Annotated in this window: 18 protein-coding genes; 13 read left to right on the top strand and 5 right to left on the bottom strand. The window is 47.1% G+C overall.

Annotated elements, in window-relative coordinates; translation table 11 throughout:
- The first annotated feature begins 91 nt into the window (after positions 1 to 91).
- From hemC to VGD82_RS05345, 4 genes are read left to right on the top strand one after another with little or no spacing between them, the layout of a single operon-like run.
- Entirely contained in the window at positions 92 to 1033 is a 942-nt protein-coding gene (hemC, locus tag VGD82_RS05360; protein WP_331019421.1) for a hydroxymethylbilane synthase, read from the top strand.
- Positions 1034 to 1081: 48 nt separating this feature from the next.
- Positions 1082 to 1858, top strand: coding sequence for a uroporphyrinogen-III synthase (locus VGD82_RS05355; RefSeq protein WP_331019420.1), 777 nt, complete (start codon positions 1082 to 1084; stop codon positions 1856 to 1858).
- A complete protein-coding gene (locus VGD82_RS05350; protein WP_331019419.1) occupies positions 1851 to 2888 on the top strand; it encodes a uroporphyrinogen-III C-methyltransferase in 1038 nt (345 codons plus the stop codon). Before VGD82_RS05355 ends, VGD82_RS05350 begins: the two co-directional genes overlap by 8 nt.
- 7 nt (positions 2889 to 2895) lie before the next feature.
- Positions 2896 to 3315 (top strand): heme biosynthesis HemY N-terminal domain-containing protein, encoded by a 420-nt coding sequence (locus VGD82_RS05345; protein WP_331019418.1) that lies wholly within the window; start codon positions 2896 to 2898, stop codon positions 3313 to 3315.
- 27 nt (positions 3316 to 3342) lie between these two features.
- Here VGD82_RS05345 and VGD82_RS05340 read toward each other — a convergent pair whose 3' ends face one another.
- Together VGD82_RS05340 and VGD82_RS05335 are read right to left on the bottom strand one after the other, a co-directional pair.
- On the bottom strand, positions 3343 to 4374 hold the full coding sequence (locus VGD82_RS05340; RefSeq protein ID WP_331019417.1) for a CDP-6-deoxy-delta-3,4-glucoseen reductase: 1032 nt from the start codon (positions 4372 to 4374) through the stop codon (positions 3343 to 3345).
- Between the two features lie 41 nt (positions 4375 to 4415).
- Complete coding sequence (locus VGD82_RS05335; protein ID WP_331019416.1) at positions 4416 to 4820, bottom strand: FxsA family protein; 405 nt, start codon at positions 4818 to 4820, stop codon at positions 4416 to 4418.
- 34 nt (positions 4821 to 4854) lie between these two features.
- Between VGD82_RS05335 and cutA the strand changes: the two genes are divergently transcribed.
- The 8 genes from cutA to VGD82_RS05295 all read left to right on the top strand — a co-directional run bounded on the left by cutA (position 4855) and on the right by VGD82_RS05295 (position 12142).
- The gene (cutA, locus tag VGD82_RS05330; protein ID WP_331019415.1) at positions 4855 to 5184 is read left to right on the top strand and encodes a divalent-cation tolerance protein CutA; all 330 of its coding nucleotides are present in this window, start codon (positions 4855 to 4857) and stop codon (positions 5182 to 5184) included.
- 8 nt (positions 5185 to 5192) lie between these two features.
- Positions 5193 to 7046 (top strand): protein-disulfide reductase DsbD, encoded by a 1854-nt coding sequence (gene dsbD, locus VGD82_RS05325; protein WP_331019414.1) that lies wholly within the window; start codon positions 5193 to 5195, stop codon positions 7044 to 7046.
- The gene (locus VGD82_RS05320) at positions 7040 to 7582 is read left to right on the top strand and encodes a TlpA disulfide reductase family protein (protein ID WP_331019413.1); all 543 of its coding nucleotides are present in this window, start codon (positions 7040 to 7042) and stop codon (positions 7580 to 7582) included. The genes dsbD and VGD82_RS05320 overlap by 7 nt, the downstream gene beginning before the upstream one ends.
- 190 nt (positions 7583 to 7772) lie before the next feature.
- Complete coding sequence (aroQ, locus tag VGD82_RS05315) at positions 7773 to 8222, top strand: type II 3-dehydroquinate dehydratase (protein ID WP_331019412.1); 450 nt, start codon at positions 7773 to 7775, stop codon at positions 8220 to 8222.
- A 35-nt stretch (positions 8223 to 8257) separates the two neighbouring features.
- On the top strand, positions 8258 to 8710 hold the full coding sequence (gene accB / locus VGD82_RS05310) for an acetyl-CoA carboxylase biotin carboxyl carrier protein (RefSeq protein WP_331019411.1): 453 nt from the start codon (positions 8258 to 8260) through the stop codon (positions 8708 to 8710).
- A gap of 82 nt (positions 8711 to 8792) precedes the next feature.
- Positions 8793 to 10142: an acetyl-CoA carboxylase biotin carboxylase subunit gene (accC, locus tag VGD82_RS05305; protein WP_135276901.1), complete on the top strand. Its 1350-nt coding sequence runs from the start codon at positions 8793 to 8795 to the stop codon at positions 10140 to 10142.
- Positions 10143 to 10247: 105 nt separating this feature from the next.
- On the top strand, positions 10248 to 11144 hold the full coding sequence (gene prmA, locus VGD82_RS05300; protein ID WP_331019410.1) for a 50S ribosomal protein L11 methyltransferase: 897 nt from the start codon (positions 10248 to 10250) through the stop codon (positions 11142 to 11144).
- Complete coding sequence (locus tag VGD82_RS05295) at positions 11132 to 12142, top strand: DUF3426 domain-containing protein (RefSeq protein ID WP_331019409.1); 1011 nt, start codon at positions 11132 to 11134, stop codon at positions 12140 to 12142. The genes prmA and VGD82_RS05295 overlap by 13 nt, the downstream gene beginning before the upstream one ends.
- Positions 12143 to 12165: 23 nt before the next feature.
- On the opposite strand, the gene VGD82_RS05290 is transcribed toward VGD82_RS05295, so the two are convergent.
- Entirely contained in the window at positions 12166 to 13068 is a 903-nt protein-coding gene (locus VGD82_RS05290) for a hydrogen peroxide-inducible genes activator (RefSeq protein WP_331019408.1), read from the bottom strand.
- 359 nt (positions 13069 to 13427) lie between these two features.
- On the opposite strand from VGD82_RS05290, the gene katG reads away from it, so the two are divergent.
- Complete coding sequence (katG, locus tag VGD82_RS05285) at positions 13428 to 15623, top strand: catalase/peroxidase HPI (RefSeq protein ID WP_331019407.1); 2196 nt, start codon at positions 13428 to 13430, stop codon at positions 15621 to 15623.
- Positions 15624 to 15761: 138 nt separating this feature from the next.
- Here the strand turns inward: katG and VGD82_RS05280 are convergent, their stop codons facing one another.
- Complete coding sequence (locus VGD82_RS05280) at positions 15762 to 17426, bottom strand: electron transfer flavoprotein-ubiquinone oxidoreductase (protein WP_331019406.1); 1665 nt, start codon at positions 17424 to 17426, stop codon at positions 15762 to 15764.
- Positions 17427 to 17440: 14 nt separating this feature from the next.
- Positions 17441 to 18367 (bottom strand): LysR family transcriptional regulator, encoded by a 927-nt coding sequence (locus VGD82_RS05275; RefSeq protein WP_135276777.1) that lies wholly within the window; start codon positions 18365 to 18367, stop codon positions 17441 to 17443.
- Positions 18368 to 18417 lie beyond the last annotated feature (50 nt).

Below are 18417 nucleotides of genomic sequence, written 5' to 3'. Positions count from 1 at the left end.
AGCTTACCTCATAAGCTAACGCCATTTAAACACGAAACGGAAACTTTCGCCGCCTAATGCTTGCCTGCAAGTGCTGTGTTAAAATTAGCAAATGCAAAACTCAAACCTACACACACCTCCTAAAAAACTAGTGATTGCTTCACGCGAAAGCGCACTCGCCATGTGGCAGGCGCGCCATATTCAAAGCCGGCTGCAAGCACTCTATCCTGAAACAGAAGTCACTATTCTGGGGATGACCACCACTGGTGACCAAATTTTGGATACGCCATTAGCCAAGGTGGGTGGTAAGGGGTTGTTTGTAAAAGAACTAGAAACCGCACTGGCCGATGGCCGCGCGGATTTGGCAGTCCACAGCATGAAAGATGTGCCGATGAACCTGCCAGAAGGCTTTATATTAGCGGCAACCGGTGAGCGTGAAGACCCGCGCGATGCCTTTGTATCTAACGACTACGCATCACTGGAAGACCTGCCGGCTAACAGCATCGTTGGCACATCTAGCCTGCGCCGCCAAAGCCAGCTACAGGCACGCTTCCCGCACCTTAAAATTGAATCCCTGCGCGGCAACCTGCAAACCCGCTTGCGCAAACTGGATGAAGGTCAGTATGCAGCTATTATTCTGGCGGCTGCGGGCTTAATTCGACTAGAGCTAGGTAGCAGAATTCGCCAGTTCATCGCACCTGAACACAGCATTCCCGCGGTAGGCCAAGGTGCGTTAGGCATAGAAATCAGCGCCGACCGTCCAGATTTAATCACTACCCTCGCCCCGCTTAACCACTCAGATACACAAGTATGTGTAGAAGCTGAGCGCGGCATGAGCCGCACGCTTGCTGGTAGCTGCACCGTGCCGCTTGGCGCTTACGCAGTATGCGAGGCAGATAGCATACGCATTACTGGCTTTGTGGCGAGTGTAGATGGCAAACAAATGCTGGTGGAAACAGCAGTAGGTAGCAGAGCCAACGCTGAAGCACTAGGCAAGGAGCTAGCTAATCAACTCGTCGCCAAAGGTGCAGACAAGATTCTCGCTGCTTTGTAATCACACTAGAATAATCACCTCAGGCAACCACATTAGACCGGCTTACCCATGCGTACCGACCATCTATTGAGCAATTTGCATATTGCGGTCACCCGACCGCTAGACCAGTCAGCAAGCCTGAACCTTGCGATTGCCCAGCACGGCGGCACCGCAATTTCTTTCCCCTTGTTGGCGATTGCCGCACTGGACGACTACCAAGCGTTTGAGCAACAGCTAAACCGCATCAACACCACGGATTGGGCAATTTTCATCAGCTCTAATGCTGTTGATTACGCCATGCCGCATTTAATCAAAAAATTTGGCAAGATTCCTGAACACTTAAAGTTTGCCGCTATCGGCCACCAGACAGCAAAAGCACTGGCACAGTATGGCGCACACCAAGTACTAGTACCGCACACCCGCTTTGATAGTGAAACCCTGCTTGCCTTGCCAGAGTTGCAAGATGTGTCAGCAAAAACCATCGCGATATTTCGCGGCGTGGGTGGCCGAGAACTGATGGCAGAGACGCTAAAAACCAGGGGCGCAGCCGTCTATTTCGCAGAAAGTTATAAGCGTATAAATCCACAGCAGAATGCAGACTTGCTAGCAGCTCAATGGCGACAAAATAAACTAGATGCTGTGATTGTTACCAGCAGCGAGGCCATGCGCTATTTGCTGCAGATGGCGCAACATGCAGAATGGTTAACTCATGTTACATTATGTGTAAATCATGAGAGAATCGCAGAGCAGCCTAGACAGTTAGGTTTAAAAGTACTGGTCGCCAGTGCACCGGGGGATGAAGCGATGCTGCAATGCCTATCACAACTTGTAAAACATCATGACTAATACAACGGACACACCATTTGTAGATAGACAACGACCGTCCATGTTTGCAGTTGGCACCATGGTGTTGGTCATCATTGCCATTTTGACATTGGCTTGGCAATGGCTTAACACGCGCCACCGCTTCAACGAGATTGAAAAATCACTCAGTATCAAGCTAGAAACATATCAGGCACTAAATCAGCAAAGTCTGGCGCTAGCAAAACAAGCAGAAGAGCGCAGCACACAAGCCAATGCGCGCACCATCATTTTAGAACAAAAACTAGCTGAGTCGCGCGACCAGCAAGAGGCGCTCCAAACCCTATATACACAACTCGCAGAAAACCGTGAGGCAACTGCCGTTGCTGAAGTTGAGCAACTGTTAACTATTGCTAAACAACAATTGCAACTTGCCAGCAATGTGAAATCCGCATTACTAGCACTGGAAGCGGCAGACCACAGACTAGAACCGCTAGACTTACCAAGAGCGGTGCAGCTACGCGAAACCCTGCAGCTAGAAATTGAAACCTTACGTGACTTGCCGCAAATCGATATGATCGCCCTCAGCGCGCAGCTCACTTATCTGACAGAGCTATGCAACACCATCCCGCTGATTAGCGAACGCCAGCCTACCCTTAACATGAATGCGAGTAAAAATCTGGCACCTGCTCAACCACTGCATGGTGTGCAACAATTCTGGTGGGCAATTTGGGATGATATTAAAAACCTAGTCACCGTAGAGCGCATTGATAAGCCTGAACCACCACTTTTGTCGCCAGAGCACGCCTTATACCTGCGCGAAAATGTAAAACTGCGTCTACTTACTGCACGTATTGCCTTGTTGCAACATGATGAAAGCACATATAAAGCTGATCTTGGCATGGTTAAAACCTGGCTTAATCAATACTTTGATACCAAACACCCGGATACAATCAAGGCACTGGTACTATTGAATAAGCTATCCAGCAACAATATCAGCCTAGAGCTACCGCAATTGAGTGACAGCTTAGCCGCTGTTAACAGCTACAAACTCATGCTAGAGAAAAACGAGTAAACCTGCCATGCTTAAAAACAGATTCTTCTGGTGGGCGGCAACATTGTTCGCCATCATGCTGATTGTATGGCTAGCCAGCAACAATCAAGGCTATGTGCTGATCATACGCTCGCCGTATCGCATCCAAATCTCGTTTAACTTCTTTTTGTTAGTATTTGTACTCAGCGTTTTTGGCTTACATCACTGCTTGAGATTTTTAAGATTTCTCCGGCACTTACCGGGAATACGGAAAAGTAAAAGGGAGTCACTACGCTTAAAAGCAGGCAATACAGCCTTACTAGAAGGAATGCATGCGCTAGCAGCAGGCGACTTTGAAACCGCAGAGGCTTCGGCAAAACTAGCGCAGGAGTTGATTCAAAATTCGGATCTTGAAACGCTGATCCAAAAGCTTACTGCAGAAAAAAATAAACGCTCGCAACCTTCTTAAGAAGCTACGAGCGCTAATACACTTACACTAAACAGTCGTAGCGCTAGGTACAGGTTTCGCGTAATTAAACGCATCTGAGTAGAAGGCACCTTCAGGCAAACCTGCTTGTGCAAAACTAGCGTGCGCTACCTCCACCATACCTGGTGCGCCGCAGCAATAAACCTCAACACCGCTCAAATCGCTAAAGTCGTCCAGCACTGCTTGATGTACCAAGCCTGTACGACCTTGCCAATTATCTTCTGCTAACGCATCCGATAATACCGGGATAAATTCAATATTGGCGTAAGCCTCAGCCCATGCTTGCGGCAGCGCTGGCATATACAAATCTTCCAACGCGCGTGCACCCCAATACAAAGTCACTTTGCGCTTAATATCATTGTGTATCATGTGCTCGATAATCGCCTTGATTGGCGCAAAGCCGGTACCGCCAGCCACCATCACCATCGGCTTTTCTGAATCACTTCTGTAGTAAAAACTACCAAACGGTGCTTCTATACGCAAAATCGCTTTATCCGGCATCTCATTAAACACATACTCAGTAAACTGTCCGCCCGGAATTAAACGCAAATGTATCTCTAATAAGTTATCCGCATGCGGCGCATTTGCCAATGAAAAAGCGCGGCGCTTACCGTCTTTCAGCAAAAATTCAACATACTGCCCCGCCATGAACTGCAAGCGCTCGCTGCTTGGCAGCTTTAAAAACAAAGCCATGACATCATGCGACAGCTGCTCTTTGCGCTCTACACGCGTAGGCAAAATACGTGGCGGAATCACCCCTGAGTTAATTTCTCGGCACTCTATTGTCAAATCCGTTAGTGGACGGGCGCAACAGAACAATGCTTTACCTGCAGCTCTATCCGCATCCGTCAAGGCACTACTGGCATAATCGCCATGATCTACCTCACCACTTAACACCTTGCCTTTACAGCTACCACAGGCGCCATTGCGGCAACCATATGGAATATTAAAACCAGCTTCTATCGCTGACTCAAGAACCGTCTCATAAGCTTTTGCCTGATAGCTGTGCCCACTTGGCTGAATAGTAATTTGATATGTCATGTCGTATGTTTCTATTGATGTATTTTTTAAGTATGTTTAATTCAGTCTTCGCGGCGGAACTCGCCTTCGATAACGTCATCATTCGCCGCTTGGCCTGCTTGATAGGGTGACTGCGTATTGGCTGTTTGGCTAGTTTTAATCGGCACTAGCAGTAAAATTACTGCAATCATATCAGTAATTACACCTGGCAATATTAACAACACGCCTGCAATAATATTGCGCGCACTGCCAAAAATCGCCTTCACCGGATGATTGCCGGCACTTAAGGTTTGTAGCACACGCCCAGTAAATAGTGTTTTCTCGTCTTGAATTAATCGTAAACCTAACAAGGCAATCCCCACCAGATAAACCAGCAACCACCACCCATATTGTTGCCCCAGCTCGATCAACAGCCATATCTCAGCGACTGGAAAAGCGAGTAAAATCAAACCTATCAATAAACGCATATTTGCTATCCTAAATAATTTCGAACCCATAATAATGTCGAACCCAGAAAATATTTTACTCGTGCTCACAAACGTGCCGGATGCAGCCACTGCTAATCTAATCGCGGAAACACTGGTAACGCAAAAGCTAGCCGCGTGTGTCAATATATTAAGTCCATGCCAATCCACCTATATGTGGGAGGGCAAGCTAACACACGAAAATGAAATACCCTTGCTTATTAAAACCACCCAATTACAGTATCATGCTCTGCAAGACGCTATTATAAAAGCACACCCTTATGAACTTCCTGAAATAATCTCTATCAACGTAGATGGTGGCTTACCTGAATATTTACAATGGGTAACCACGCAATTATCTGCGTAAGGAATAAAATGTTTAAAAGATTCTCGTATTTTTTGTTGCTTAGCTTTTTTGTACTTTCAGCGTCTATTAGCCATGCAGGCAACACCAGTAGCGGGCTGAAAAGCTTATTTACGGGAGACTCTGCAGAAGATGAATTTTTATCTCCAGATGCTGCCTTTGGCCTAAGCATTAAACAAGATGGGCAAAGCATCCTTGCAAACTTTACCGTTGCCCCGACTTATTATCTTTATAAAACACGCACTAAATTTGAGTTCACGCCTGCGCAAACGTTCGACACGACATTACCTAAAGCTGATATTAAGAATGACCCCAACTTTGGCAAAATGGAGGTCTACCATCAGGATTTTACCGCCAGCTTATTGATAAAAGACCCAATCAGCGCACCACTTAACCTTAAAATCACCTACCAGGGCTGTAGCGAAAAAGGCCTGTGCTATGCCCCGCAACACAAAACTTTCACCATCACCCCTGGCGCAAGCACTACCAGCACAGCGCCTTCAGCAGACAATACAACCACAGCCAGCAACGACAACGCCTCTGATAGCGACAGTCAGGCAGCTAATCTGCTTAAAAGTGGAAAATGGTGGCTGATTATTCTCGGCTTCTTTACAGCAGGGTTGCTGCTTGCATTCACGCCATGTGTATTTCCGATGATTCCTATCCTATCTTCTATCATCATCGGTAAAAATGCACATGTTACGCGCCTGCATGCGTTTAATTTATCGCTGGCTTACACCTTGGGCATGTGCCTCACTTATACCCTTGCCGGCATTGCCGCAGGCCTTTCCGGACAAATGCTCAGTAGCGCATTACAAACACCGTGGGCATTAGGGTTTGGCGCATTCATATTTGTATTGCTAGCACTTTCCATGTTTGGTTTTTACGAACTCAAGCTACCCAGCAGCATGGAAAACGGCCTGATGAGCTTAAGCCGCCGTATTAAGGGCGGGCGTTTCTTCAGTGATTTTCTCATGGGTGTACTTTCAGCACTGATTATCAGCCCATGCGTGGCTGCCCCGCTAGCAGGCGCATTACTTTATATCAGTAAAACCAATGACGTGTTGCTGGGTGGCGTAGCGCTGTTCTCACTATCCGTTGGCATGGGAGCACCGCTGCTACTGATAGGCGCATCGGCCGGCACCCTGCTACCTAAAGTTGGTAGCTGGATGAACGCAGTGCGCAACTTATTTGGCGTGCTGATGCTAGGCGTTGCAATCTGGCTGATTGCCCCGATTATTCCTATGCAAGTGCAACTGGCGCTATGGGCAGCAATATTAATCGTGCCTGCCATTTTTATGCATGCGCTTGATAGCCTACCCACCGGAGCCAAAGCCGCACTTAAGTTCTGGAAAGGCATAGGCGTGATGATGGTAGTCACCGGTTTAGCACTGCTCATCGGCGCACTCTCTAATGCAAAATCACCGTTACAGCCGCTAAGCGGGCTCGTTGCCAGCAACGCCAAAGAGCAAGTGCATCACAACCTGAGCTTTCAGCCGATTAAAAGCATTGCCGAGCTAGAAAGCGCGCTCAACAATGCATCCGGCAAACCGGTGATGCTCGATTTTTATGCGGACTGGTGTGTGGCATGTAAAGAGCTAGAGCAGTTTACTTTTAGTGACGCGCGCGTCCAAGCTGCCTTAAAAGACACCGTATTATTACAGGCCGATGTCACCAACAATACCGAGGACGATAAAGCCTTAATGCAAAAATTCAATATCTTTGGCCCGCCCGGCATCGTGTTCTTTAATGCTAAGGCGGAAGAAGAAAGCCATTTAAAAGTGGTTGGTTATAAAAATGCGGATACGTTTCTGCAAATTCTGAATCAGCGCGGCAGCTGTCTGCCAGAAACTATCGAATGCTAAAAAGCATACTGAAAGCATTTTTCTTTACCGCCCTAGCCTTCTGCTTGGCATTAAGCATGGCAATCGCTTTGCGCTACCTTGCAGAAACTAGCAACAAACCTGACAGCGCAACCCTATATGCGGCTAACCTGCCGGACACATCCGGAAAATTGCAGAACCTTGGGCAATATCAGCACAAAATTATCATCGTTAATTTTTGGGCGACATGGTGTCCACCATGTCGAGATGAAATGCCTGAGTTGATTGCGCTGCAGCAATCTTACCAAGATAAAAACGTGGTGGTACTAGGCATTGCGCTGGATGATCCTGCACTAGTTGCAGAGTATTTAAAGGCCACCCCTGTGAACTACCCTATTTTTGCTTCTGAAACGGCAGGCAGTTTGCTAGGCGAACAACTAGGCAATGACAAAGGCGTTCTGCCCTACACGGTGATTATTGATGCTGATGGTAAAATTATCAGCACTCACTTTGGACGCATTACCAAAGCCATTATCGAAGCCGCCATCAAGCCTTTAGTGTTGGCGCCAGCACACTAGTTATCAGTGCAATCTATACATTTTCGCCGAAATTAAGCTACTCACTTAGCATAGAGAATACCCGAAATCAACTTGGGCAAATTCGCTTAAATTCTCTAAAGTTGCTGGACAAAACCCATTAACTTCGGCAAACTCGCGTTTATGAATTATAGTAATTTATGCATAAATTGTTTAAAACAGGTGAATCGTCATGGTTGCTAAGAGTATTTTGGTATTACATGGGCCTAACCTAAACCTATTGGGTCTGCGTGAACCACAACATTACGGGAGTGCTACACTCGATAGCATCAACCAGACCCTAACAAACAAAGCAAAATTAGCTAACATCACATTAGAGAGCTTCCAAAGCAATGCCGAAGCAGATCTTGTCGATAAAATTCAGTCTATTGCCACTAAAAGCGTAGATTTTGTCATCATCAACCCGGCGGCATTCACACACACGTCAGTTGCAATGCGTGATGCATTGAGTGCGGTTAAGGTTCCATTTATAGAAGTACACTTGTCAAATGTGTTTGCACGAGAAGCATTTCGTCACCATTCATATTTTACAGACATCGCTGTAGGCATTATTAGCGGGCTAGGTGCAAAAGGTTATGAACTTGCACTGGCTTTCGCTATTGAAAAAATCAATCATTCTTAAAATAATAATTTATATCGAATTAGTTAGGGGTAATCATGGATTTACGTAAACTTAAAAAGCTTATTGATCTGGTAGAAGAGTCAGGCATTTCTGAACTAGAACTGACAGAAGACGGCGAAAAAGTACGCATCAGCCGTAATTTCACGGCCAACATGCCGGCACAAAATTACGCACACTATATTCCACAGCAACAAGCACCTGCACCACAAGCAGCACCCGCGGTAGCGATTGAAGCTGCACCAGCAGTAGAAGAAGGCCATGCGGTTAAATCACCAATGGTAGGTACTTTCTACCGCTCACCATCACCAGATGCTAAAGCGTTTGTTGAGGTTGGCGACACCGTGGCAGTGGGCGACACACTATGCATTATCGAAGCGATGAAGCTATTAAACGAGATTGAAGCAGACAAAGCTGGCGTTATCAAAAAAATCTTGGTTGATAACGGCCAAGCCATTGAATACGGTGAGCCACTGTTTATCATCGGCTAATTGCTGTTAACTTAATTCAATTACTGCTTAATTAATTAGGTCTTACCTAAGACCTAAATACTAGGATTTCACTTTCATGGCAATGTTTGACAAAATTTTAATCGCCAATCGCGGCGAAATCGCGTTGCGCGTACAGCGCGCATGTCGCGAACTAGGCATCAGAACGGTAGCCGTGCACTCCGAAGCTGACCGTGAAGCTAAATATGTAAAATTAGCGGACGAATCAGTTTGTATCGGCCCTGCCCCTTCTGGTCAAAGCTACTTAAATGTCCCTGCGGTGATTAGTGCTGCCGAAGTGACTGATGCACAGGCGATCCACCCTGGTTATGGTTTCTTATCAGAAAACGCGGACTTTGCAGAACGCGTAGAACAAAGCGGCTTTGTGTTTATTGGCCCGCGCGCTGAAACCATCCGCTTAATGGGCGACAAAGTATCAGCTAAAGATGCAATGCGTAAAGCTGGCGTACCTTGCGTACCAGGCTCAGAAGGCGCACTGCCGGATGACCCTAGCGAAATCATCAAGATTGCTAAACAAATTGGCTACCCAGTCATTATTAAAGCAGCTGGTGGAGGCGGTGGTCGTGGCATGCGCGTAGTGCATACCGAAGCAGCGTTACTGACTTCAGTGAATATGACTAAAGCGGAAGCACAGGCAGCCTTTAGCAACCCAATGGTTTACATGGAAAAATACCTGGAAAAACCACGTCATATCGAGATTCAGGTATTAGCTGACCAACACGGCAATGCGGTATTCCTAGGTGAGCGCGATTGCTCTATGCAACGCCGCCACCAAAAAATTCTGGAAGAAGCACCTGCACCGCTACTTAATGCGCGCTTACGAGACAAAATTGGTGAGCGCTGTGCTGAAGCCTGCCGCAAGATCAAATACCGCGGCGCGGGTACTTTCGAGTTCCTGTACGAAAACGGCGAGTTCTATTTCATCGAAATGAACACACGTTTGCAGGTAGAACATACTGTGACTGAAATGATCACCGGTATCGACTTAGTGCAGCAACAAATTTTTGTAGCGGCTGGCGAAAAATTGAAATTCCGTCAAAAAGATATTCAATTACGCGGCCATGCGATTGAGTGCCGTCTAAATGCAGAAGATCCTTACAACTTTGTACCTTCTCCAGGGAAAATCACTAAGTTCCACATGCCAGGCGGTCCAGGTGTGCGTATCGATACGCACGCATATTCAGGCTACACCGTGCCACCGCATTACGACTCTATGATTGGTAAGTTAATTACTTACGGTGATACGCGCGAACAAGCGATTGCTCGTATGCGCATTGCACTATCTGAAATGATGATTGAAGGCATTAGCACCAACATTGCATTACATGCCGATTTAATGGCAGATGCAGCGTTTCATTTAGGTGGTACAAGCATCCACTACCTAGAGCAAAAGCTAGGCATTTATAACAAGTAATTGTTATTTCTGTAGCAACACTGAAAAATACGCGTTACCGCGCATGCGGTATACGCGTATTTGCATATAGTAGTTTAAATAGGTTAAGTATTAGATAGGTTGAGTATGGCGTGGGTATCATTAAAAATTGAAGCACAGGACAATAATGCTGATTTAATTAGCGATACGCTCATGGAGCTAGGCGCGCTATCAGCTATTATTGAAGACGCCAATGCTGAAACCATTGATGAACAACCCATTTTTGGCGAGCCAGGTGACCCGCCACCAGGCATCTGGCAGCAAAACTTAGTCAGCGCTTTGTTTGATGAAGGTGTAGACATCCCTGCCGTCATTGATGCATTAACGCACCAGGCCAAACTCAGCAATCTGAACTACACGACAGAAACCATAGAAGAGCAGGACTGGGTGCGTGCCACACAATCGCAATTTGACCCGATTAAAATCACAGACACACTGTGGATTGTGCCAACTTGGCATGAGTCACCTAACCCAGATGCAATCAATATTGTATTAGACCCAGGCTTAGCTTTTGGTACCGGCAGCCACCCCACTACTCACTTATGCTTGGCCTGGCTAACAAAAACAGTTAAAGTAGGCAGCTCAGTGCTGGACTACGGCTGCGGCTCAGGAATTTTAGCCATCGCCGCCAAGAAGCTAGGTGCAGATGAGGTGGTGGGTACCGATATTGATACTCAAGCTATACAATCTAGCCTATATAACGCTGAACAGAATCAGGTTGAGGCAAAGTTCTACGATGCGAATCAATATCAATCTAAAGAGTTTGATATTGTAGTTGCCAACATTTTATCCAGTGCCTTAAGCGTACTAGCACCTGCGTTGGCAAAATCATGCAAGGCTGGCGGCAAGATTGCGCTTTCTGGGATTTTACGTGAACAAGAAGCCGCTGTTTCTGCCATTTATGCTGAATGGTTTGATATGGGCGCACCACAGCACATGGATGCTTGGGTGTTGCTCACAGGCACGAAAAAATGCGCGACATAACCCATTGCCCAAATTGCCAAACTCAATTCTTTGTTAGTGAAGATCAGCTCAAGCAGCATGGTGGCTTAGTGCGTTGCGGGCAATGCCTGCACGTGTTCAATGCCAAAGAACAATTTGTCCCCACCAGCACTCCTACCCCAGAAAGCTCTGCACTCATAGCACCCAATGCTACGCCAGCAGCTACTGACAAAACAACCAATGGCACTGCACCATCCAACTGGCCAACAATTGATCTAAGTTTTGAAGAAGCAGCACCAAGTACACATGGCGCAGAAACTGAGCCCGAGCCTATGGTGCCAGCGGCCGTACAATCAAGCGTAGCAGCATCTGCTGAGACTCACACTGCACCAACTGACGAACACGCCACAGTGCATACCGGCGCACTTGCTGAATTACCACATGACCCAAGCAGCATAGCGGAACACCCACCTCACGACTCGGCCACACTAAACTTTTCTCATCATCACTCTAACGATTTTAATGAGCTAGCCAAACACACCAAACGTGATGGCAAAAAAAGTAATGGTCTGCGCTGGCTTTGGACGCTAGGTACGTTTGTCTTGTTGCTAAGCGTTGTAGCGCAAAGCACCTATTTCTTACGCAACTCCATTGCTATCTATTACCCCAATCTCAAACCGCAGCTAGTGCAAGCATGCCAGCATTTAAAATGCAGCATAGAACTACCTAAGCAGATTGAGTGGATTGTGATTGACGATTCGGATATGCAGGAAGACCTAGAACACACAGGAGTAATGCACCTTAGCAGCAGCCTATTTAACAAGGCTGGCTTTGTGCAGGCTTACCCTAACCTAGAGCTAACCCTAACAAATACTGACGACAGTGCAGTATTAAGGCGTGTATTTAAACCTGCAGAATATTTACCGCCGCATACAGACATTGCTGCGGGCTTCAGTGCTGGCAATGAAATCAAGGTGAAGCTTGCCATCACCACGCAGGACGTAAACGTTGCTGGCTACCGTCTGTTCGTCACGTACTAGTTTAAGGGTAACTAAAGATTCGCTCAGTTAATCATTTGCAGGCAATCTGAACGAATTGCCTGAATCGCATCCGCCACACACATCACCGCTAAATCTCTGGCATAACTTTTACGCCATGCTATCGCCACCCGGCGTACAGGCACGGGGGCTGAGAATGGAATCACCCTCACCAATGGGTTTAAATAACGGTCGGTTGCCGCACTGCATGGCAGTACGGTAATACCCAGATTGGACGCCACCATATTGCGTATGGTTTCTAAGGAGTTACCCTGCAATACTTGCCCTTTGCGTGACAAATCAGGGCAAGCCTGCAACACCTGATGACTGTAACAGTGGCCACTATTTAACAGTAGGACATTCTCATCGGCCAGTTCATCTGCGCTCACGGATGCACGGTCTGCCCAAGCGTGATTTACTGGCACCATCACCAGATATTGCTCGTCGTATAGTGGCAATGTATTGATACCCGCCACCTCAAACGGTAGGGCCACAACCGCTGCGTCAATCACGCCATTCTTGAGCTGTGCTTCCAATTGAACAGTGAGGTTTTCTTCAATATCCAAGGGCATGTCAGGTGCATTTTGCCGCAAGATAGGAATAAGCTCAGGCAGCAGGTAAGGCCCCACCGAGTAGATTAAACCCAGCCGGAATACGCCACCCAGCTGGTTATTACCTTGCAGGGCTATCTCGCGAATATAGTTCACTTCTTCTATCGCTTTAATAGCCTGCTCGATAATTTTTTCACCAATAGGTGTGGGGTTAATGTCAGTACGGCTGCGTTCAAAAATTTGCACGCCTAAATCTTCTTCCAGTTTTTTAATTGCCAAACTGAGCGCGGGCTGGCTAACGTAACACTTTTCGGCAGCCCGCCTAAAGTTGCGCTCTTTTGCTACTGCCACTACAAAACGTAATTCACTTAGCGTCATTTACAGCACCCTGATTATGCATTATCGATAAGCATAGCATATCAATAAAATTAAAACATTCAATTATACAAATCAATGTTAGCTCTATACACTGGCATCACTTGCTACTCAACATTGCTTTTCCAAATTAACGAGATGGCAACATCAATGGAGAAAAAAATGAAAAATTATTTATATGAGTTACAAGAAATTTTTATTGAGATGTTTGCACAATACGCATTTAGCCAATAGCAAACTATACGTGCGGCCTGCACACCGCTTTTACACTGCGGTGTAAAAGCTTAGAATATTCGTGCTTGATGTTCAGCACGGATATTGAAACAGGTCGATCACACTCTAAACAATAACAGGAGAACACAATGACAGCCGAATCAAAATGCCCATTCTCTGGAGGCGCATCCAAACCTACAGCATCTGCGGGCGTTGCCAATGCAACCTGGTGGCCAGAACAACTAAACCTCAACATCCTGCACCAACACTCCTCTAAATCAGACCCCATGGGTCAAGATTACGATTATGCCGCAGCGTTCAACAACCTAGACCTTGATGCGGTTATCAAAGATTTGCATACATTAATGACAGACTCGCAAGAATGGTGGCCTGCTGACTATGGTCATTATGGCCCATTTTTTGTACGCATGGCGTGGCATGGTGCTGGCACTTACCGCATTTACGATGGCCGTGGTGGCGCAGGTTCAGGCTCACAACGCTTTGCACCGCTCAATAGCTGGCCCGATAATGGCAACCTTGATAAGGCACGTCGTTTGCTTTGGCCAATTAAGCAAAAGTACGGACATAAAATCTCTTGGGCAGATTTAATGATACTAGCGGGGAATGTTGCGCTAGACTCCATGGGACTGAAGACCTTTGGTTTTGCCGGCGGACGTAAAGACATCTGGGAGCCAGAACAAGATATCTACTGGGGCCCTGAGACTACATGGCTGGGTGATAAGCGCTATCACGGGGATCGTGAGTTGGATAACCCCTTAGGCGCAGTGCAGATGGGCTTGATTTATGTGAACCCGGAAGGCCCGAACGGCAACCCAGACCCACTTGCCTCCGCCCGCGATATTCGAGAAACATTTGCACGTATGGCAATGAACGACGAAGAAACCGTAGCACTGGTTGCTGGCGGCCATACCTTTGGTAAATGTCATGGTGCAGGCGATGCCAGCCATGTTGGCGCCGAGCCAGAAGCAGCAGAGATTGAGGCACAAGGCTTTGGCTGGCAAAACAGCTTTGGCAGTGGCAAAGGTGTACACACTATCACCAGTGGCATCGAAGGTGCATGGACTAACAATCCAACCCAATGGGATAACAATTATTTTGAGAACTTGTTCGGCTATGAGTGGCAACTCACCAAGAGCCCTGCCGGTGCGCACCAGTGGACACCAAAAGAAGCGTCTGCATTAAACACCGTACCAGATGCACATGACCCATCCAAGCGCCATGCACCTATCATGACCACTGCGGACATGGCCATGAGAATGGATCCAACGTACGAGAAAATATCTAGACACTTTTTTGCTAATCCAGAAGCATTTGCAGATGCGTTTGCGAGGGCTTGGTTCAAACTCACTCACCGTGACATGGGCCCTATAACGCGCTATCTTGGCCCTTTAGTACCTAAAGAAACGCTGATTTGGCAGGATCCGGTTCCTGCAGTGAGCCACGCATTGGTAGATGCACAGGATATTGCCATCTTGAAAACAAAAGTATTGGCGTCTGGCCTCTCTATCTCACAACTGGTTAGCACAGCATGGGCGTCGGCATCGACATTCCGCGGCTCGGACAAGCGTGGCGGCGCCAATGGCGCACGCATTCGCCTATCGCCACAAAAATACTGGGAAGCCAACCAGCCAGCAGAGTTATCTGCGGTACTGCAGAAACTAGAGGCCATACAGCAGGAGTTCAACTCCACACAGCGCAGCGGCAAGCAGATTTCAATTGCCGACCTGATTGTGCTGGCTGGCAGTGCCGCAATTGAAGTTGCCGCCAAAAATGCAGGGCATACACTGCTCGTGCCTTTCACACCGGGACGTACAGATGCGAGCCAAGAGCAAACGGATGTTGAATCATTTGCCGTGCTGGAGCCAATTGCCGATGGTTTCCGTAACTATACAAAAAACAGTGTTGAGGGTAATCCGGCAGAACTACTGTTAGATAAAGCGCAATTGCTCACTTTAACCGCACCGGAAATGACCGTATTGATTGGTGGCTTACGTGCGTTGAATGCAAACCATGGCAAATCTAAACATGGTGTGTTCACACAACGCCCAGAAGCCTTAACTAACGACTTCTTTGTGAACCTGCTGGACATGAACACAAGATGGCAGAAATCTGCGAGCGCCAAACATGTGCTTGAAGGCTACGACCGTACCAGCAACACACTTAAATGGACTGGCACGGTAGTAGATTTAGTGTTTGGCTCTAACTCACAACTGCGGGCAATTGCTGAAGTTTATGCGGCCAGCGATGCGCAAGCCACTTTCTTGCGTGATTTTGTACGGGCATGGACTAAAGTAATGAACCTGGATCGTTTTGATTTAGCTTGATTAAACTAGTCTAGCATTAGCATCACGCTATAAAAAAACCTCAACCTTGATTTAGGTTGAGGTTTTTTATCGTTCAATTTACTTTACCAAAACAGTCAGATCACTACACTGGCACTTACTGGAGCAAAACCAGCGCTGTTACATACCCATATAAGTTGGGCCACTGCCACCCTCAGGCGGTACCCAAACGATATTTTGTGTAGGGTCTTTAATATCGCATGTTTTGCAGTGTATGCAATTTTGCGCATTAATATGTAAATAACTAGCGTCTTTCGTCTTCACTATTTCATACACTCCCGCCGGGCAATAGCGCTGCTCAGGCGCATCATATCTAGCTAAATTAACACTGATTGGTACGTTCTTGTCTAACAGCGTCAAATGGCAAGGCTGATTTGCATCATGTGCAAGATTACTCAAGCCGATTGAACTTAGACGATCAAAGCTATACACACCATCGTGTTTTGCATAATGGATAAGCGGCATTTCAGAAGCTGGCTTGGTACATTCATGGTCTGCTTTCTGATGTTTCAGTGTCCACGGCAAGCGAACATGTAGCGCATGCAGCCACATCTCAATACCTCCCAACAAAGTACCACCCCAGCTGCCAAATCTCGACAACAGTGGTTTTACATTACGCACTGCATCTAAATCATTCCAAACCCATGAGTTTTTGAGTGCCTGCGGATACGCCTCTAGCAAGCGGCTATCTTGTTTATCGGCCTGGGTTACAGCATTAAATACAGCTTCCGCCGCCAACATGCCCGATTTCATTGCATTATGACTACCTTTGATGCGCGGCACATTGACCATGCCAGCACTGCAGCCAATCAGCGCACCACCGGGGAAAATAAACTCTGGCCATGCTTGTACGCCACCTTCACTAATCGCACGTGCACCATAACTTAAACGCTCGCCATCTTTCAGTAAAGCTTTAATCGTTGGATGTGTTTTAAAGCGCTGAAACTCTTCAAATGGGGAAAGATGCGGATTGGCGTAGTCCAGATGCACCACAAAGCCGATAGACACCAACTGCTCGCCATAATGGTAGATAAAAGAGCCGCCACCGGTGTCAGCACTTAACGGCCAGCCGATGCTATGCTGCACTAAACCGGCACGATGCTGGGCTGCTGGCACGCGCCACAGCTCTTTGAGACCCAAACCATATTTCTGCGGTGAAGACTGTTGACGTAGCGCATACTTACTTTCCAGCTCACGCGTGAGCGAGCCACGCGTACCCTCTGCTACCAAAGTATATTGCGCTCTGATCTCAATGCCCTGCGTAAACTGCGCGGTTTCTGCGCCATGCGCATCACGGCCCATATCACCGGTAATCACGCCTACCACTTGCTGCTGCTCGTCGTAGAGCATTGCCTGCGCCGAAAAGCCTGCATAGATTTCCACACCCAAAGCATCTGCCTGCTCGCCCAGCCAGCGACTAACATCACCCAAGCTCACAATATAATTGCCTTGATTACTCATCAGAGGCGGCATTAGCCAATGTGGAATCGACCACGATTTAGTTTGCCCCAATAGCAAAAACTCATCTTCATTGACACTGGTATGCACTGGCGCACCTTTTTCACGCCAATCCGGAATCAGTTCATCCAATGCAATAGGATCTATCACCGCGCCCGATAAAATATGCGCGCCAACTTCTGCCGCTTTTTCCAGCACACATACACTGAGTTCCTGCCCAGCCGCATTCGCTAGCTGTTTAAGTTTAATCGCTGCAGCTAAGCCCGCTGGCCCAGCCCCTACAATTAAAACATCATAATTCATTACATCGCGTTGCACATCTGTCATTTAAAGACCGTCCTTTAAGCTATTTCTGGCAAATTAACCTGATCGCTGCGTTCCGCGCCAATCACCATTTTTTTGCATATCATGATAAATTCACGCATACCTGTTGTCTGATATTTTTGCTTGTGCCAGAGAAAATAGAAATACCTTCCCAAGCTGAGTTCTGGTGTCGCCAACGGCACTAAACTACCACGACGAAAAGCGTCTTTCAAGGCCAAGCGCGAGATACAGCCAATACCAAGCCCAGACTCTACCGCCCGCTTAATTGCCTCGGTGTGCTCCAGTTCCAGACGGATATGCAGCCTCGCATTGTTATTATGAAAGGCTCGATCAAAAGTTGCTCGGGTACCAGACCCCTGCTCTCTTAAAATCCATTGCTCCTGCAATAGTTGTTCTATCGAAATTGCTTTTAACTTTGCCAGCGGATGATTAGGTGCAGCAAAAACCACCAGTTCATCTGCCACCCAGCGCTGCACCTCTATATCCGGATGGTTACAATCCCCTTCAATCAAGCCCAAATCCAGTTCATGATTAGCGACTTGCTGCACGATGGTGCTGGTATTGTGAACCTGTAATTGAATGCGGCTTTCAGGGTGATCCTGCAAGAACTTTGCTACCAGCATGGTGGCAAGATAATTACCAACCGTTAAGGTTGCGCCAATTTTCATATAGCCAAAACCCACATGCCCGCGCAACATATTTTCTATTTCACTTGCCCGGTCTAATAACTCTACAGCCTTGGGAAGTAACTGTAGCCCGGTTTCATTGATACGCAGCGTTTTACCAACACGATCAAAAAGCTGCAGGTCGAATTGCCGTTCCAGCTCACTTAGTGCGGTGCTGGTTGCCGATTGTGATAGCGCTAAAGCATCGGCTGCGCGCGAGACGCTCTCGGTACGACTGATGACAACAAAAATCTCTAGTTGCCTTAGGGTATATTTCATACACTCCTATATCTATTCCACAGATATATAATATCTTTACAATCTAATTT

Source organism: Methylotenera sp. (genome assembly GCF_036401095.1).
In the GTDB taxonomy this organism is placed as follows: domain Bacteria; phylum Pseudomonadota; class Gammaproteobacteria; order Burkholderiales; family Methylophilaceae; genus Methylotenera.
This window is presented reverse-complemented; position numbering and strand designations above follow the sequence as displayed.

Bases quoted from the DNA above. Each gene is read 5' to 3' on its own strand.
- accC (WP_135276901.1), top strand. From the start codon at position 8,793: ATGTTTGACAAAATTTTAATCGCCAATCGCGGCGAAATCGCGTTGCGC.
- dsbD (WP_331019414.1), top strand. From the start codon at position 5,193: ATGTTTAAAAGATTCTCGTATTTTTTGTTGCTTAGCTTTTTTGTACTT.
- aroQ (WP_331019412.1), top strand. From the start codon at position 7,773: ATGGTTGCTAAGAGTATTTTGGTATTACATGGGCCTAACCTAAACCTA.
- hemC (WP_331019421.1), top strand. From the start codon at position 92: ATGCAAAACTCAAACCTACACACACCTCCTAAAAAACTAGTGATTGCT.
- VGD82_RS05335 (WP_331019416.1), bottom strand. From the start codon at position 4,820: ATGCGTTTATTGATAGGTTTGATTTTACTCGCTTTTCCAGTCGCTGAG.
- VGD82_RS05355 (WP_331019420.1), top strand. From the start codon at position 1,082: ATGCGTACCGACCATCTATTGAGCAATTTGCATATTGCGGTCACCCGA.
- VGD82_RS05275 (WP_135276777.1), bottom strand. From the start codon at position 18,367: ATGAAATATACCCTAAGGCAACTAGAGATTTTTGTTGTCATCAGTCGT.
- katG (WP_331019407.1), top strand. From the start codon at position 13,428: ATGACAGCCGAATCAAAATGCCCATTCTCTGGAGGCGCATCCAAACCT.
- VGD82_RS05295 (WP_331019409.1), top strand. From the start codon at position 11,132: ATGCGCGACATAACCCATTGCCCAAATTGCCAAACTCAATTCTTTGTT.
- cutA (WP_331019415.1), top strand. From the start codon at position 4,855: ATGTCGAACCCAGAAAATATTTTACTCGTGCTCACAAACGTGCCGGAT.
- accB (WP_331019411.1), top strand. From the start codon at position 8,258: ATGGATTTACGTAAACTTAAAAAGCTTATTGATCTGGTAGAAGAGTCA.
- VGD82_RS05350 (WP_331019419.1), top strand. From the start codon at position 1,851: ATGACTAATACAACGGACACACCATTTGTAGATAGACAACGACCGTCC.
- VGD82_RS05345 (WP_331019418.1), top strand. From the start codon at position 2,896: ATGCTTAAAAACAGATTCTTCTGGTGGGCGGCAACATTGTTCGCCATC.
- prmA (WP_331019410.1), top strand. From the start codon at position 10,248: ATGGCGTGGGTATCATTAAAAATTGAAGCACAGGACAATAATGCTGAT.
- VGD82_RS05320 (WP_331019413.1), top strand. From the start codon at position 7,040: ATGCTAAAAAGCATACTGAAAGCATTTTTCTTTACCGCCCTAGCCTTC.
- VGD82_RS05290 (WP_331019408.1), bottom strand. From the start codon at position 13,068: ATGACGCTAAGTGAATTACGTTTTGTAGTGGCAGTAGCAAAAGAGCGC.
- VGD82_RS05280 (WP_331019406.1), bottom strand. From the start codon at position 17,426: ATGACAGATGTGCAACGCGATGTAATGAATTATGATGTTTTAATTGTA.
- VGD82_RS05340 (WP_331019417.1), bottom strand. From the start codon at position 4,374: ATGACATATCAAATTACTATTCAGCCAAGTGGGCACAGCTATCAGGCA.